This is a genomic window from Cryobacterium glucosi (assembly GCF_004402235.1).
Lineage (GTDB): Bacteria > Actinomycetota > Actinomycetes > Actinomycetales > Microbacteriaceae > Cryobacterium > Cryobacterium glucosi.
Window position 1 is genome coordinate 1 of record NZ_SOFS01000038.1, and the last position, 14,152, is coordinate 14,152.

13 protein-coding genes are annotated in these 14,152 nt (G+C 70.0%); 7 read left to right on the forward strand and 6 right to left on the reverse strand.

The features are described 5' to 3' along the window. From E3O46_RS15230 to E3O46_RS18500, 3 genes are all read right to left on the reverse strand, one after another. The coding region (locus E3O46_RS15230) for a glycoside hydrolase family 1 protein (RefSeq protein ID WP_134562005.1) at positions 1 to 1,090 on the reverse strand (1,090 nt) is incomplete at its 3' end. Positions 1,091 to 1,243: 153 nt separating this feature from the next. After that, a complete protein-coding gene (locus tag E3O46_RS15235; protein WP_134562006.1) occupies positions 1,244 to 2,557 on the reverse strand; it encodes a D-arabinono-1,4-lactone oxidase in 1,314 nt (437 codons plus the stop codon). Continuing rightward, positions 2,554 to 3,804 carry an alanine racemase gene (locus E3O46_RS18500; RefSeq protein WP_194088519.1) on the reverse strand — a complete coding sequence of 417 codons (1,251 nt, stop codon included), beginning with the start codon at positions 3,802 to 3,804 and terminating at the stop codon, positions 2,554 to 2,556. The genes E3O46_RS15235 and E3O46_RS18500 overlap by 4 nt, the downstream gene beginning before the upstream one ends. Before the next feature lie 237 nt (positions 3,805 to 4,041). Between E3O46_RS18500 and E3O46_RS15245 the strand changes: the two genes are divergently transcribed. Genes E3O46_RS15245 through E3O46_RS15255 form a run of 3 tightly spaced genes read left to right on the forward strand, consistent with a single transcriptional unit; the run spans position 4,042 to position 7,689 of the window. Then, positions 4,042 to 6,210 (forward strand): Ig-like domain-containing protein, encoded by a 2,169-nt coding sequence (locus E3O46_RS15245; RefSeq protein ID WP_134562007.1) that lies wholly within the window; start codon positions 4,042 to 4,044, stop codon positions 6,208 to 6,210. 36 nt (positions 6,211 to 6,246) lie between these two features. Next, the gene (locus tag E3O46_RS15250) at positions 6,247 to 7,173 is read left to right on the forward strand and encodes a Ppx/GppA phosphatase family protein (protein WP_134562008.1); all 927 of its coding nucleotides are present in this window, start codon (positions 6,247 to 6,249) and stop codon (positions 7,171 to 7,173) included. Positions 7,174 to 7,203: 30 nt separating this feature from the next. Next, positions 7,204 to 7,689, forward strand: coding sequence for an aminoacyl-tRNA deacylase (locus E3O46_RS15255; RefSeq protein ID WP_134562009.1), 486 nt, complete (start codon positions 7,204 to 7,206; stop codon positions 7,687 to 7,689). Positions 7,690 to 7,733: 44 nt separating this feature from the next. Here E3O46_RS15255 and E3O46_RS15260 read toward each other — a convergent pair whose 3' ends face one another. Next, on the reverse strand, positions 7,734 to 8,018 hold the full coding sequence (locus E3O46_RS15260) for a helix-turn-helix domain-containing protein (protein ID WP_134558272.1): 285 nt from the start codon (positions 8,016 to 8,018) through the stop codon (positions 7,734 to 7,736). A gap of 59 nt (positions 8,019 to 8,077) precedes the next feature. On the opposite strand from E3O46_RS15260, the gene E3O46_RS15265 reads away from it, so the two are divergent. Both E3O46_RS15265 and E3O46_RS15270 read left to right on the forward strand, forming a co-directional pair. Next, the gene (locus tag E3O46_RS15265; RefSeq protein WP_241987440.1) at positions 8,078 to 8,488 is read left to right on the forward strand and encodes a GNAT family acetyltransferase; all 411 of its coding nucleotides are present in this window, start codon (positions 8,078 to 8,080) and stop codon (positions 8,486 to 8,488) included. Positions 8,489 to 8,552: 64 nt separating this feature from the next. Continuing rightward, positions 8,553 to 9,827 carry an MFS transporter gene (locus tag E3O46_RS15270; protein ID WP_241987441.1) on the forward strand — a complete coding sequence of 425 codons (1,275 nt, stop codon included), beginning with the start codon at positions 8,553 to 8,555 and terminating at the stop codon, positions 9,825 to 9,827. Positions 9,828 to 9,838: 11 nt separating this feature from the next. On the opposite strand, the gene E3O46_RS15275 is transcribed toward E3O46_RS15270, so the two are convergent. Beyond that, positions 9,839 to 10,891 (reverse strand): iron-containing redox enzyme family protein, encoded by a 1,053-nt coding sequence (locus E3O46_RS15275; RefSeq protein ID WP_134562011.1) that lies wholly within the window; start codon positions 10,889 to 10,891, stop codon positions 9,839 to 9,841. Positions 10,892 to 11,142: 251 nt separating this feature from the next. On the opposite strand from E3O46_RS15275, the gene E3O46_RS15280 reads away from it, so the two are divergent. Beyond that, on the forward strand, positions 11,143 to 11,823 hold the full coding sequence (locus E3O46_RS15280) for a cation efflux transmembrane domain-containing protein (protein ID WP_134558269.1): 681 nt from the start codon (positions 11,143 to 11,145) through the stop codon (positions 11,821 to 11,823). A 59-nt stretch (positions 11,824 to 11,882) separates the two neighbouring features. Here E3O46_RS15280 and E3O46_RS15285 read toward each other — a convergent pair whose 3' ends face one another. Then, positions 11,883 to 13,343, reverse strand: a complete 1,461-nt coding sequence (locus E3O46_RS15285) for an MFS transporter (RefSeq protein ID WP_134562012.1) — start codon at positions 13,341 to 13,343, stop codon at positions 11,883 to 11,885. Between the two features lie 124 nt (positions 13,344 to 13,467). On the opposite strand from E3O46_RS15285, the gene E3O46_RS15290 reads away from it, so the two are divergent. Then, positions 13,468 to 14,121, forward strand: coding sequence for a TetR/AcrR family transcriptional regulator (locus E3O46_RS15290; RefSeq protein ID WP_198413436.1), 654 nt, complete (start codon positions 13,468 to 13,470; stop codon positions 14,119 to 14,121). Positions 14,122 to 14,152 lie beyond the last annotated feature (31 nt).

Here is a 14,152-nt window from a genome sequence, read left to right on the forward strand (position 1 = left end):
CGGGACCGCGGGAGCCGGGGCCGCGCGGACCCGAGCCAGCGCCGGCCTCCCCGCGCGCCCCGCCCGCTCCGTTGCCGGAGGGGCCGCCGCCGGCGACCGCACCGCTCACGACCGGAACGGGCCCGGCCGCCACCCGTGACGGCTGCACGTAGTTGAGACCGTAGAAGTCGAGCGGCTGGTGGATCGTGCGCAGGTCCTCCGGCTCCGTCTCGAGCAGCAGCCGCAGCTCGGTCTCGTAGGGTTCCGGCGGCACCGGGTAGCTCCCGAGGAGGACGGCGTCGGCGAAAACGCGGTTGTGCAGCAGGTCGAAGAGCGCGGCGGCGACTTCGTCTGCCTCTCTGTCGCTCGCCGGCTGCACGGGCGAGTACGCGTTGGCGATTCCGATGCCGCCGCGCACGTCGGCGGCGCGCAGGCCCTGGACGGCGAGGCCGTGGCCGAGGAGCTGATGGTGCGCGGCCGGCAGTGCGGCGAAGAGGCGGGCCTCGCCGGGGGCATCCGTGCCGAGGGCGTAGCCGGCGAGCGTCACGGTCGCCGGCTCGTCGAGAGTGACCCAGGCATCGACCCGGTCGCCGAACACGGCCCCGAGCTCGTAGGCGTAGTCGGCGAAGCGCGAGGCGGTGTCGCGGTTCAGCCAGCCGCCGCGCAGGGCAAGCGGCAGGTCGCGCTGGTGCAGCGTCGCCATCGGGCGGATGCCGGCCGCGAGCAGCCCGTCGACGAGCCGGTCGTAGAACGCGAGTCCGGTGCGCGCGAGCGCCCCGCGTCCGTCCGGCTGCACCCGGGACCACGCGAACGAGAACCGGTAGGCGTCGACGCCGAGCTCGCCCAGGAGGGTGAGGTCCCCGGGCAGCTTGTTGTAGTGGTCCGCAGAAACGGATGCGTTCGACCCGTCCACGATGCGGCCGGCGGTCGCCGTGAACGGGTCCCAGGCCGACTCGGCGCGCCCGCCGTCGCGGGCGGCGCCCTCGATCTGGAACGCCGAACTCGCGACCCCGATCGTGAAGCCGTCGGGGAGCCGGTCGCCGAGTTCGCTGGCGCGGTGCGGCCAGGCCCGGCCGGCGACCGTGTTGGTGTTGATCGGCTTGCTGCTCATCTCGGAGGACTCTCTGTACTGTGTCGGTCGGGTGCTGTGCGGTCCGTCGGGTGCTGGGCGGTCGACCGGTTCGTGGAGCGGCCGTGGGCCGCGGTCACCAGCCTGTCACGCGCGGCGCGAGAATTCGCACCCCGAGGTCGCCCGGCCGGCCGGTTACCGCCCGAGGACCCGTTCGAGGTACCGGTTCGTGAAACGGCGCTCGGGGTCGAGCCTGTCGCGTACGGCGACGAAATCGTCGAAGTGCGGATAGGTCTCGCGAAGGGATTCGGCGTCCCTCGTGTGCATCTTCCCCCAGTGCGGGCGCCCGTCATGGGAGCGCATGATGGCCTCGACGGCGGTGAAGTACTCGGCCGGTTTCTCCCGGTAGAAACGATGCACGGCGATGTACCCGGTCTCACGGCCGTGGGCCGTGGACAGCCACACGTCATCCGCGGCTGCGGACCGCACCTCGATCGGGAACGAGATCCGCCAGCCGGAGCGCTGGATGAGTTCGCGGACCTCGCGCACGGCAGCCGGAATCGCGGCGATCGGGAGCGCGTATTCCATCTCGTGAAAACGCACGGCGCGCCGGCTCACGAAAATGCGCGTCGAGGCATCCGTGTAATCCCGCCGGGCCATGAAACGCTCGGCCACCCGGTTGATCGTCGGCACGGACTGCGGGAGCACGGCTCCGATCGTGCAGAGTGCCCCGAAGACGCCGTTGGCGAGCAGTTCGTCGTCGATCCAGCGGGAGACCGGCGCGAGCGGCGCGCGCCCGGCGGCCGGGTTTAGCCGGGTGTTCGTCTTGGTGAGGGCCTTCTCGGTGTGCGGGAACCAGTAGAACTCGAAGTGGTCGGCGGCGCGGCTGCGCTCGTCGAAGGTGTCGAGCACCTCGCCGAGCGGCTCGGCCTGTTCGACGGCGTGCAGGAGGAAGTCCGGGACGCACTGGATCGTCACGTCGACGAGGATCCCGAGCGCGCCGAGACCGAGGCGGGCGGCGGGGAAGATCTCCGCGTTCTCGGTCTCGCTCACGTGCAGGAGTTCGCCGTCGCCGGTGACGAGGGTGAGGCCGACGATCTGGGTGACGAGTCCGCCGAAGGCCGACCCGGTTCCGTGGGTTCCCGTCGAGGTCGCACCGGAAATCGTCTGCCGGTCGACGTCCCCCATGTTGGCGAGCGCCAGCCCGTATGGCGCGAGCAAGCCGCGGATCCGGTGCAGTCGGGTGCCGGCGGCGAGGGTGACACGGCCGGTGGCCGTGTCGACGCCGACGATGCCGGAGAGGTCGGCCAGGTCGAGGAGCACGCCGGGGGCGACGGCGATGCCGGAGAAACTGTGCCCCGATCCGACGGCCTTGATCGGCATCCCGGATTTCGCGGCGGCGATCACCGCACGCTGCACGGCCGCGACGCTCGTGGGCCGCTCAACCCTGGCCGGACGTACGGACTCGCTGCGCGCCCAGTTCTGCCAGAGAGCACCGGTGTTCGTCACAGGAACGCCTTTCCCTCGCCGCGGTAGCTGGGCAGCATGTCGACGACCCGCCCGTCGTCCACCACTGCGAATTCTGTCACGTGTTCGCTGAGCTCCCCGGACTTGGTGTGCCGCAGCCAGACCCGGTCGCCGACGTCCAGGGCCGCGGCTCCGGGGCCAGCGAGCGGGGTCTGCACCTCGCCGGCCGCTTCCCGCGTCACGACGGCGAGCCCGGGCGGCCAGGCGAGGGCAGGCATCCGGTCGGCACCCGGCGGTCCGGATGCGACCCAGCCGCCGCCGAGGAGCGTTGCGGTCGCCGCGCTCGGCTTCCGCACGACGGAGAGGGCGAATGCCGCGGCGGGAGCGGGCGTGAATGCCGAATAGTTGTCGAAGAGGTGGCCGCCGAAGAAGCCGCTGCCCGCGGCGATATCGGTGACCGAGGCATCCGCGTGGGTGCTCTCGAGGGAACCGGTGCCGCCACCGTTGACGAATTCCAGGGGCGCGACCTCGCGCACGGCCGCGACGGCGGCGGCGCGGCGCACTCCGAGCTCGGCGATCGAGTGGCGACGCACCCATCGGTTCACGATCCCGGTGGTGAGCGCACGGGGGCCGCGACCGGCCGGCCGGTCACCGAGGCCGGCGACCTGCGATTCGTATGCCATCAGGCCGACGAGAGCGAAGCCGGGGCGCGCGACGATGGCCGCCGCGAAGTCCCTGGCCTCCGCGGCGGTATGCACCGGCGAGCGCAGCACGCCGAGGTGCCCGAGCACCGGGTTCTTCCAGCCGGCGTCGAGCTCGACGCACAGTCGGATGGTCTCGCGCCGGTGCGGGGGGATCACCGTGTCGATGAGATCGAGCTGGGCGAGCGAGTCGACCATCAGGGCGACCCGGGAGGCGAGCAGTGCCGAGCGGCCGAGGACCCCGATCGCCCCCCGGTCCACGCTCGGATAGCCGACGACGATGTCGTCGAGGGATTCCGCGAGCCAGAGCGCCTCGGCGAGGGTGTACGCGAGCACGCCCTGGTAGCCGGGCACGGCGAGGATGGCCTCGAGCACGCCACGGACGCGGATCGACTTCGAAGCAACGCGGATCGGGGTTCCGCCCGCGCGTCGCAGCATGTCGTGGGTGTTGTGGCGGAGCGCTCCGAGGTGCAGCGCCGCGACGGGCGTGTCGAGATGGCGAGTGGCCTCGGTCAGGGCCGGCCAGTAGCTCTCCGGTCGGAGCCAGGGCGCTCCGGTGGCGGGAACGCGCAGGTCAGGAAGCGTCATGGCGAGATCGGGCCTGTCTCACGGAGGGGCGGCGAATCCGCCTCGTGTCCGTCAGTATGCCCTACGCCCGCGTCCCGCGCCGGATAACAATCCCGTGCGGGATCGTGCCTGTTGCGCGTTGCACGTTGACAATCGGGGAGATGACCCCTGAAATGGAGGCAGGGGGGACCTATGCATCGCTCACGTTTCGCTTGCCCCGGCCCGCCGCAGGCCCGTCATGGTCGACGGCCGCGGCGGATGCCCATCGCGCTTCGTCACGCCCGGTCACCGATCCGGCTGGTCGCGCCGGTATTCCTCGTCACCGCGGCGCTTCTGCTCCTGAGCCTCGGCGGTTTCCTGCCGGGCACGGATGCCGCCCGCGCCGCGACCTCCCCCGCCCCGCCCCCGAGCGGGCCGGCCGCAACCCCGCTTTCGCCATCCCCCACGATCGACAGTCCTCCGGCCCATACCTTCGTCGGCCGCTCGACCACGACGGTCTCCGGCACTCGCGCGGCCAATCAGGAGATCCAGCTCCTCAACCCCGGTGAGGGCGACCCGCTCTGCATCATCGAAGCCACCCCGTCGACGGACTGGTCCTGCCCCGCAAACCTCCCGAGCGGGCAGAACGTCCGGCTGAAGGTCGTCGTGACAGGCGATTCGAGCCTCACCGCCGAGGAGACCATCGACGTCCTCGGTGAACCCGTCGTGACGGGCGGGCCGCTCGGCAACCCGGCGTCGAACGGAACCGTCCGGGGGTCCGCGTACCCGGGGGCATCCGTCGTCGCCACGGTGTCGACCGGCGAGAGCTGCCCGGCGACGGCAGACACGGGAGGGGCGTGGGCGTGCACCTTCCCTGACCTGCCGAGCAGCGGCATCCACACCGTGACGGCAGCGCAGCAGACCGGGTTCAGCGCGCCCTCCTGGTCGAACGACAGTGCAGCGCTCAGTATCCGTTTCGACTTCGACCGGCCCGCCGCTCCCGTCGTCTCGTCACCGACCGCCGGCGCGCGGGTGGCCCAGACGGGGTCGACGTACACGGGGACGGGTGAGGACGGCGCCACCGTCACCGTGTTCGCCGGCCCGTACTCGCTGTGCACCGTCGCCGTCGCCGCGGGAGCCTGGGCCTGCACCGCGACAGGCACGGTCGCCGCGGGCAACCACCTCGTGATCGCCGCCCAACAGGATGCCGCAGGCAACCAGAGCCAGGGAAGCCCCGGCCTCGGCGTCGACTTCGGTCCCGCACCGGACGCATCACCGTCGGCCACCCCTCCGTCGTCGTCGCCCTCTGCCGAGGCAGGGAGCAGCTCCCCGACAGCCACGGCTCCGGCGTCGGCGCCCGGCACACCGTCCGAGAGCGCCACCGCCACCCCGGCACCCTCGGCGACCCCGACGGCGGTCGCACCGGCACCACCGGGCGGCGGTTCGTCATCCGGACATGATCCCGCCCTCCCCGGCGGCTGGAACGACCCCACCCAGTTCACGAGCGCGGTACTGCCGCCGGGCGCGAACGCCGACTTCTCCTGGCTCGAGGCCGTACTCTTCGCCATCGGCGCCCTCGTGCTCCTCGTCATTCCCGCCCGTTTGCTGAGCGGCACGATCGTGCGGGCACGGGACGGCCGCCCGCTCTGGAACACGGCCGCCCTCTCCGGCCGCAACCAGGCGAGGGAGGAATTCGACAAGGCCCCCACCGTGATCGTGAACCGCTGGCTCATCGCGGCCGCCTCGGTCGCCGCTGCAGCGACGCTCATCATGCTCTCCGGCACCGTGTCGAGTCAGCCGGCCTTCCTGCGACTGCTGCTCGCGGTCATGCTCGCCCTCATCGTCGTCAACACGGTCGGAGCCCTCGTGCCGCAGTGGTGGAGCTCGCGGGTGTGGGGCGTGCCGGCATCCGTCACATTCCTGCCGCGGTACCTGCTGCTCGTCGCGGTGACCGCGCTCGGCTCGCGCGCGTTCGAGATCCATCCGGCACTGCTCTTCGGGCTGCTCGGCAGCGTCGCCGTCTCGAGCGGCCACAGCGCGATCCATCGCGGCCAGCTTGCGGCGCTGCGTGCCGGAAGCCTGCTCGCGCTCGCGCTCCTCGGCTGGCTCGTGCTCGGGATACTGCCGACCGGCGCGGATTTCGGGGACCTGCTCGCCGCCGAGGTCGCCAACAGCGTCGTGCTGACCGCGATCGGATCGGCGCTTCTCGTGCTCATCCCGATCGGCAGCACGAGCGGGCGCAGCATCGTCGCCTGGTCGCCGCTCGCCTGGATCGGGTTGACCCTCGCCGCCTTCACGATCATGTTCGCCGTGCTGAACCCCGTCGTCGGACTGTGGCACGGCGAGGGCAGCGTGACCCTGATGTGGGTCGCCTCCGGTCTCTTCGCGGCCCTCAGCGTCAGCGCCTGGGCATGGCAGCGCTTCGTGGTCCCTGAGCCCACCCGGTAGGCGACGACGTGTCCTCCGGCTTGGTATCGTCAGACTGTGCGCCTCGGAGTCATTGACGTCGGTTCGAATACCGTCCACCTGCTCGTCGTCGACGCCCATGCCGGCGCCCAGCCGGTCCCGATGGCTTCCGACAAGGCCGTCCTCCGGTTGATGCGGTATCTCACCCCAGAAGGGGCGATCAGCGGGGAGGGCTGCGCTGCCGTGCTGTCCGCGGTGCAGCACGCGGCCGACGTCGCGAGCCGGCACCAGGTCGACGACCTGCTCCCCTTCGCGACCTCCGCCCTCCGCGACGCCACGAACGGCCCGGAACTGCTCGCGACGATCGAGAGGGAGACCGGCGTCGCCCTGCAGGTCCTCTCCGGCGAGGACGAGGCCCGCCTCACCTTCCTCGCGGTGCGACGGTGGTACGGCTGGTCGGCTCGGGACATCCTGCTGTTCGACATCGGCGGCGGGTCGCTCGAGATCGCCGCCGGCGCGAACGAGACACCGGCGGTGGCCCTCTCTGTCCCGCTCGGCGCCGGGCGCACGACCGTGGGATTCCTGCACCACGATCCCCCGCTCGCCGAGGAGGTTGCGGCCCTGCGCGCACACGCGGCCGACGTGCTCGCCGAGGCCGTCGCATCCTTCGCCGGACAGCCTGCCCCGCACCACGTCGTCGGCTCGTCCAAGACGATCAGGTCCCTGGCGAAGCTCGCAGGGTATACCTCGGACGGTTTCGGTTCGGGTGAGCGGATGCTGCTCAGCCGCGCCCAGCTTGCGGACTGGGTACCCCGGCTGGCCCGCATTCCTGCGGACGCCCGCCCCGCCCTGCCCGGTATCACCGCCAACCGCACATTCCAGATCGTGGCGGGCGGGATCGTGCTCCAGGCAGCGATGGCCGCCCTGAAGGTGGACGAACTCGAGGTCTCGCCCTGGGCCCTCCGCGAGGGCATCATCCTCCGCTACCTCGACCGGCTCGGCTGACCCGCCGCCCGAGTGTGATTGACTCGCCCCATGACCGAAACAGGGCGCGACCGCGTGACGACGGATGCCCGCGCCCGCGGACTCGACATCGACATCGTCCCCCGGCCGGCAGCCGACAGCCTCGAGAGCGCCGCGCGGCTGCTCGGAATCGAGCCATCGGGCATCGTGAAGTCGCTCGTCGTCAAGCGGCACGACGGCGACTACCTCTTCGCGCTCGTGCCAGGCGACCGGCAGATCAGCTGGGCGAAGCTGCGCGCGCTCGTCGGCGTGAACAAGCTCTCGCTCCCGCACGAGGACGTCGCCCTGGCGGCGACCGGCTACTCCCGCGGCACCATCACCCCGCTCGGCAGCACGACCCCCTGGCCCGTCTTCGCCGACGAACGCCTGCGCGGCAACCGGGTCGCGATGGGCGCGGGCGAGCATGGCTACTCCGCATTCGTCGACGCCGACGCCCTGATCGACGCTTACGGCGCAACCGTGGCCGATATCACCGACCCGCTCAAGCCGCGGGCGTAACCACTCGCGCGTAACCGCCCGCGCCGGCGACGGCCGGCTGCCGGCTACAGCTCGGTGCGTTCGATGAGGTCGATCACGGAGATGTTCAGGTAGCGACAGATCCGCTCGAGTTCCTCGACGTAGAACGATTTCTCCCCGGTGAGCCGTCGACGCAGAATGGCCATCGAGATTCCGGTCGCCGCCGACAGCTCCTTCAGGGTCCGGCCCTGGTACCCCATCTCGCCGCGGATCTCCTCGGCGATCCTGGCGCTTCGGCGCGGCGCATGCTCGAGCATCGGTTCCTCCCGCATCGCACGGTGGCTGGGTGACACAGCGGCTGTCGCGGACATTCAACCGCCATCTGTCGCGCTCCGAAAGAGCCTCCGACCGGAAGTGGAAGAATCGGGTCATGCGCATAGCCGATCTGACTCCGGCGGACTTCGGTAGCGCATCCGCGCTCTGGGACCAGGCCGGACTCACCCGACCCTGGAACCCGCCCGAGCTCGACTTGCTGCGCGCGCTGGCCGGGGAGACATCGACCGTGCTCGGGCTGTTCGACGGGAAGACCCTCGTCGGAACCGTGATGGTCGGCCACGACGGCCACCGAGGCTGGGTGTACTACCTCGCCGTCGACGACACCCACCGCGGTACCGGACTCGGACGGCGACTGATGGTCGCCGCGGAGGATTGGCTCCGGGAACGTGGCGTCGTGAAGCTGCAGCTGATGGTCCGCTCGGCCAATGCGGCAGTACTGTCCTTCTATGATCGCCTCGGCTACGAGGATGCCGATGTCCAGGTTCGCGCGAAATGGCTCCGCTGAAGCGATAGCCTGTCATCGATACCCCTATGGGTATGCCGGAATCAGCAACGAACGGAAGGCACCTGTGTCCAACGAACCGTCAGCCGCCGAGACCTCGCTGGCCGGGCAACCCGCCCACGGACCGCTGCAGCGCAAGGTCGTCGGCGTACTCGTCGCGGGGCAGATTCTCGGCGGAATAGGCATGGGGGCGACACTCTCCCTCGGTGCCCTTCTGGCGGCTCAGCTCTCCGGGTCGAGCTCCTGGTCGGGCATGGCCGCCACGATGAGCACTCTCGGCGCGGCCCTCGTCGCCGTGCCCCTCGCCCGGCTCGCCCAGGCCAGGGGGCGGCGACTTTCCCTTGCGACCGGTTCGCTCGTTGCCGGCGCCGGCGCCGTGCTTGCGATCACCGCGGTCTCCGTCAACGTCTTCGCTCTCCTGCTCCTGGCATTGATGATGCTCGGCGCCGGATCGGCCGCCAACCTGCAGGCCCGATTCGCCGCCACAGACCTGGCGAGCCAGGCCTTCCGGGCCCGCGATCTGTCGATTGTGGTCTGGTCCACGACGATCGGCGCCGTTCTCGGACCGAACCTGTTCGGCCCCGGCGAGGTCGTCGGCGCCTTCCTCGGCCTGCCCCCGATGACGGGTGCCTTCGCGTTCTCCCTGCTCGCCACGGTGGGCGCGGCGATCGTGTACACGGTCGGGCTCCGGCCCGACCCACTGCTGACGGCGCTCACGTCCCGGGGGACGGATTCCGCCGCGCCGCGCCCACGCGGCGGCCTGGACATCCTGCGCTCCACCCCTTCCGCGCGCTATGCCGTCGCGGTGATCGCCCTGAGCCACGCCACGATGGTCGCCCTGATGTCCATGGCTCCGGTGCACCTGCGCGAGCACGGCGCCACCCTCACCGTCGTGGGGCTCACGATCAGCCTCCACGTCGCCGGCATGTACGCCTTCTCCCCCGTGTTCGGCTGGCTGGCCGACCGGGTAGGACGGATGCCCGTCATCCTCGCCGGCCAGGCCCTGCTGTTGTCGTCGCTCACGCTTTTCTGGCTCGCGGGAGACTCGAGCACCGCCATGACCGCCGGCCTGATCCTGCTCGGCCTCGGCTGGTCGGCATCCGTCGTCGCGGGCTCAGCCCTCATCGGCGAGGCGGTCGGGCTGAATGACCGGGCGGCCCTGCAGGGCTTCTCCGACCTGTCGATGAACGCGGCCGGCGCCCTCGGCGGCGCCCTGGCCGGTCTGGTGCTCGGCGCCGTCGGTTATTCCGGCCTCGGCCTGGCCACCATGATCCTGGTGGGCGTCGTCGTGACCTGGTCGATCAACCGGGCCGCCGGCGCCCGCCGCACTCCCGCTGCCTGAGCATGTCGTGTCTACCGGCTGCTCGGCTCCGCTCGCAGTGAGGGATAGCCGCCCGCCCAGCTGCCGAGCAGATGCGCCGACTGACGGTCATCAAGAGTCAGGAACACGCTCGCTCCGAACATGATGTCGCCGACCGCCTCCGGGTCATCTTCGACGAACGAACCGGCCAGGTCCCGGCAGGCCGACTGTTCGCGCGCGAAGCCGGCTTCGACGTGCACATCGAAGTACCGGGCCACACTGTCGTCGAAACCGAGCCGCTGGAATCCATCGGAGTACAAGCGGCTGGGAATCGCCGACGTCATCTCGAAGGCGGCCAGGTGCCCGACGAGCGCGGCGCGCAGGCGCCGGTTGAGCCCGAACATCGAGATCGCGTTGACGGAAGCGAGCGTGACAGCCGGCACCGCGTCGACGGATGCGACGTAGTCCCCCTCGAGCCCCGCCGCCCTCAGGGCATCCGCGAAGAGGACCGAATGCATCCGCTCGACCCGGCCGCCGCCGTATTCACCGGCAAGGATTTCGATGAGTGCCGACTTGGACCGGCCGGCCAGGCGCGGGATTCCCCAGGCGTACGGATCCGCCTCTCTGAGCGCGTAGACCGAGCGGTGGACGAGGAACTCGACGGCCTGCTGCCCGGTGGCCGCGCGCGCCACGTAGAGTGCCAGGCCTGGGTTGTGCTCGTGCCCGGTCAGGGTGAAGAGTGCACGGGCGACGTCGTCGCGGGTCGCCGCGGGAATCGGAGGCTGCGGCGCCGAGGCCCGCAATGCGGCCTCGAAACCGCGCTCGAGGACGACACGTGCGGCCAGGAGGGCGGGATGCCATTCCCACTCGTCGTCGCCCGGCACGACACCGTCGTAGTGCAGGCGGTACAGCAGGAACAGAGTCAGCTGCAGGTCCTCGTCGACCAGGATGTCCGGGACTCGGCCGAGGGCACGTGCGGCCAGCGCCTCGAACCCGGCCAGGCCGGACCCTCCCGTTTCAGTGGACTCGGAGAGCGCGGCGAGGAGCCGCTCGCTGACCGGGCCGCGGGCCGACAGGGCCGCACGGGCAAGGGTGGAGGGGAGCATGAAGCCTCGTTCCAGTACTGCGATCGAGTCGCGCCGGCAGGCCGGCGGGACGATTCAAACGCCCTCCACCGTAGAGAGGGGGCAGGCGTGGACTGTTCGCCGGATCGGAATTGGGAACAGTCACTGATAGGACGTACCCCGAAGGCGAATCGTCACGATCATCCGAATGTTGCTTCCTCACCGACGCGTCATGCTCTGCGATACAGTCAGGGAATGCTGAGTCGTGTTCCGTTCTGCCGCGATACCCGAGCATGAAGCCAGAAACGGGTGCGCCGTCGCGCGGCCTGGATCCCCGGCGCAGAGGAGTCCTGCAGCGCCGGATCCGCTGGATCGTCGCTATCACGATCAGCTACAACGTGGTCGAGGCCATCATCGCCCTCGCCGCCGGAACCGTCGCCACCTCGGCCGCGCTGATCGGGTTCGGCCTCGATTCCATCGTGGAGGTCCTGTCCGCCGCCGCGATCGCGTGGCAGTTCTCCGCACCCGATCCGGAGAAGCGCGAACGGGTCGCCCTGCGGGTCATCGCTTTCTCGTTCTTCGGGCTCGCCGCCTACGTGAGTGTCGACGCCACCCTGTCCCTCTTCGGAGTCCGGGAGGCCGTGCACAGCCCGGTCGGCATCGGGCTCGCCATGGCCAGCCTGCTCGTGATGCCGTTCCTGAGCTGGTGGGAACGTCGCACCGGGACCGAACTCGGCTCGGTTTCAGCCGTGGCCGATTCCAAGCAGACCCTGATCTGCGCCTACCTCTCGGCCGCTCTTCTGATCGGGCTGTTACTGAATACCCTGCTCGGCTGGGCGTGGGCGGACTCGCTCGCGGCGCTGTTCATCGCCGGCTTCGCGGTCCGGGAAGGAATCGAAGCGTGGAAGGGCGACACCTGCGCCGTTCCCGTGGCCGCACTGACCGGCGAACGCACGGTCGATCCCTGCGACTGAGCTCTCTCCGACAGCCGAAGGGACCGGGTCCCCGAGGGGTCCCGGTCCGGGCACTGCGTTCAGTCGAGGTCTTCGACGCCGAGGGCGAGTGCCTGCTCGCGGCGCTTGCTCATCGACGGCGCTGCGAGCGCTGCGATGATCGCGACAACGGCCACGGCGGCACAGACCCAGAAGCCGATCGTGAAGGCGTCGTCCAGGGGCAGGCCCTGCGAGGTGCTGTGCGACGTGATCAACGCGGCGATCACGGCTGTGCCGATGCTGCTGCCGATGGTGCGCGCAATCGTGTTGACGCTGCTCGCCTCTCCGGTCTGGTGGATCGGCACGCTCTCGATGATCGCGTTGGACATCGCTGCGAAGGCCAGGCCGATGCCGGCACCGGTGAGCAGGCCCGACACGACGACCTGCCAGAGTTCGGCGTGGTTGAGTGCGGGAATCACGAATGCGGCGGTCACGAAGAGGGCGCCGAAGACCATCGGCGGCTTCGGGCCGATCTTGCGCACGAGGATGCCGGCGACGGGACCGAAGACCACCATCATGAGCACGGTGGGGAGCAGGAACAGGCCGGCAGAGGACACCGACTCGCCGAAGCCGTAGCCCGTCACGGTCGGCAGCTGGAGCAGCGTCGGCACGAGGACGAAGGTGCCGAACATGGCGAAACCGAAGACGAGTCCCACCACGTTCGCCGTCCACACGCCGCGGATCTTGAACAGGCGCATGTCGATCAGGGGTTCCTTCACCCGCAGCTCGACGAACACGAACACGACGAGGGCGAGGGCGCCGAGGGCCAGGAGGCCGATCGTGCTGCCGGAGTCCCAGCCCCAGGACTGTCCCTTGCTGATCGCCAGGAGAAGCGAAACGAGGCCGACCGTCAGGATGACAGCACCGAGCACGTCGAGGTGGCCGGGTCGCTTGACCGGTGACTCCGGCATCCCGAAGATGACACCGAGCAGGGCGATGACGACGAGGATTCCCGGCAGCCAGAACAGCCACGGCCAGGACAGGTTCTCCACAATGGGTCCCGCGGCGACGATGCCGACCCCGGCACCGACGCCGAAGATCGCCGACAGCAACCCGATGGTCACCCCGACCTTCTCGTGCGGAAGTTCATCGCGCACGATGCCGATCGAAAGCGGCATCACCGCACCGGCCGCACCCTGCAGCACGCGGGCCACGATCAGGACACCCAGGTTGGGGGCGAGCGCCGCCAATACGGTGCCCGCGAGGAGCAGGGCGAGCACGACGATCATGATCCGGCGCTTGCCGACCATATCGCCGAGACGTCCCAGGATGGGCGTCAACACGGATGCCGACAGCAGATACGCCGTCAGGATCCAGCTGACATCGGCGGTCGAGGCGCCGAGGTCTTTCCCGATCGTCGCGAGTGCCGGGGCGACGAGCGACTGCAGGACCGAGAAGGCCAGGCCACCGAGGGACAGGTAGAGGACGATGAGCGTGCTGTTTCGGCTATGGGCGGGCGTCGGAATCGAGCCCGTGGCCGGCCGTTCGGTTGTTTGGGACATATCTCTCCGGATGCTATGTAAACAGTTGGCGACTTAGGCCAGCATAGCCATGATCGCCCGTAAGTCAAAGCATGTTTACATCGGTTCTGCCGGCCTGTACCGTGGAGGGGAACGAAAGGATGCCATGACACCGGGTATGCCGACCATCGATGCCGCCCCCTCCGAGTCCGACGCCCCGGGCGGCGTCCGGCAGCGCGACGCCGCCAATACGCGGCAGTGCCTGCTGCAGGCGGCACGGCGTCGATTCGCGCACGACGGCTACGCGGCGACGACGGTCCGGGACATCGCCACGGACGCCGGCGTGAACGTGGCACTGATCAACCGGTATTTCACATCCAAGGAAGGCCTCTTCGAGGCGTGCCTGACCCGTGCCGTTGAAGAGCTCGACCGCCCGATCCCGGAGAGCGACACCGTTGAGCTGATGCTGCAGACCATGCTCAGGCACCTCGCGGAGCTGCCGAGCGGTGAGCATCCGCTCGGGCTCCTCCTGCTCTTGCGTTCCTCCGGGGATGAATCGGCGGAACGGATCCGCCGTAATACGTTCCGTCATTTCGCCGAACGGTTGGCCGCGGCCGCCGGCTGGCGGCCGGATGACGCCGAAACCGAGCATCTCATGCTGCGCGCCCAGATCGCCCTGTCCGTCGGCTTCGGCATCGTGCTGTTGCGAACCACCTCGGGATTGGAGGCCCTGTCATCGGCCTCCGCAGGAGACCTGGCCGGTCCACTCGGCGACGTTTTCGCCGCACTCCTGGAGCCTGCACCCGACGCCCGCCCCTGACTGCCGCCGGGTGGGGTCAGGTTTTCCCGAG

Excerpts from the sequence above, each read along its gene's own strand:
- E3O46_RS18500 (WP_194088519.1), bottom strand. The coding sequence starts at position 3,804 with ATGACGCTTCCTGACCTGCGCGTTCCCGCCACCGGAGCGCCCTGGCTC.
- E3O46_RS15245 (WP_134562007.1), top strand. The coding sequence starts at position 4,042 with ATGCCCATCGCGCTTCGTCACGCCCGGTCACCGATCCGGCTGGTCGCG.
- E3O46_RS15255 (WP_134562009.1), top strand. The coding sequence starts at position 7,204 with ATGACCGAAACAGGGCGCGACCGCGTGACGACGGATGCCCGCGCCCGC.
- E3O46_RS15260 (WP_134558272.1), bottom strand. The coding sequence starts at position 8,018 with ATGTCCGCGACAGCCGCTGTGTCACCCAGCCACCGTGCGATGCGGGAG.
- E3O46_RS15265 (WP_241987440.1), top strand. The coding sequence starts at position 8,078 with ATGCGCATAGCCGATCTGACTCCGGCGGACTTCGGTAGCGCATCCGCG.
- E3O46_RS15275 (WP_134562011.1), bottom strand. The coding sequence starts at position 10,891 with ATGCTCCCCTCCACCCTTGCCCGTGCGGCCCTGTCGGCCCGCGGCCCG.
- E3O46_RS15280 (WP_134558269.1), top strand. The coding sequence starts at position 11,143 with ATGAAGCCAGAAACGGGTGCGCCGTCGCGCGGCCTGGATCCCCGGCGC.
- E3O46_RS15285 (WP_134562012.1), bottom strand. The coding sequence starts at position 13,343 with ATGTCCCAAACAACCGAACGGCCGGCCACGGGCTCGATTCCGACGCCC.
- E3O46_RS15290 (WP_198413436.1), top strand. The coding sequence starts at position 13,468 with ATGACACCGGGTATGCCGACCATCGATGCCGCCCCCTCCGAGTCCGAC.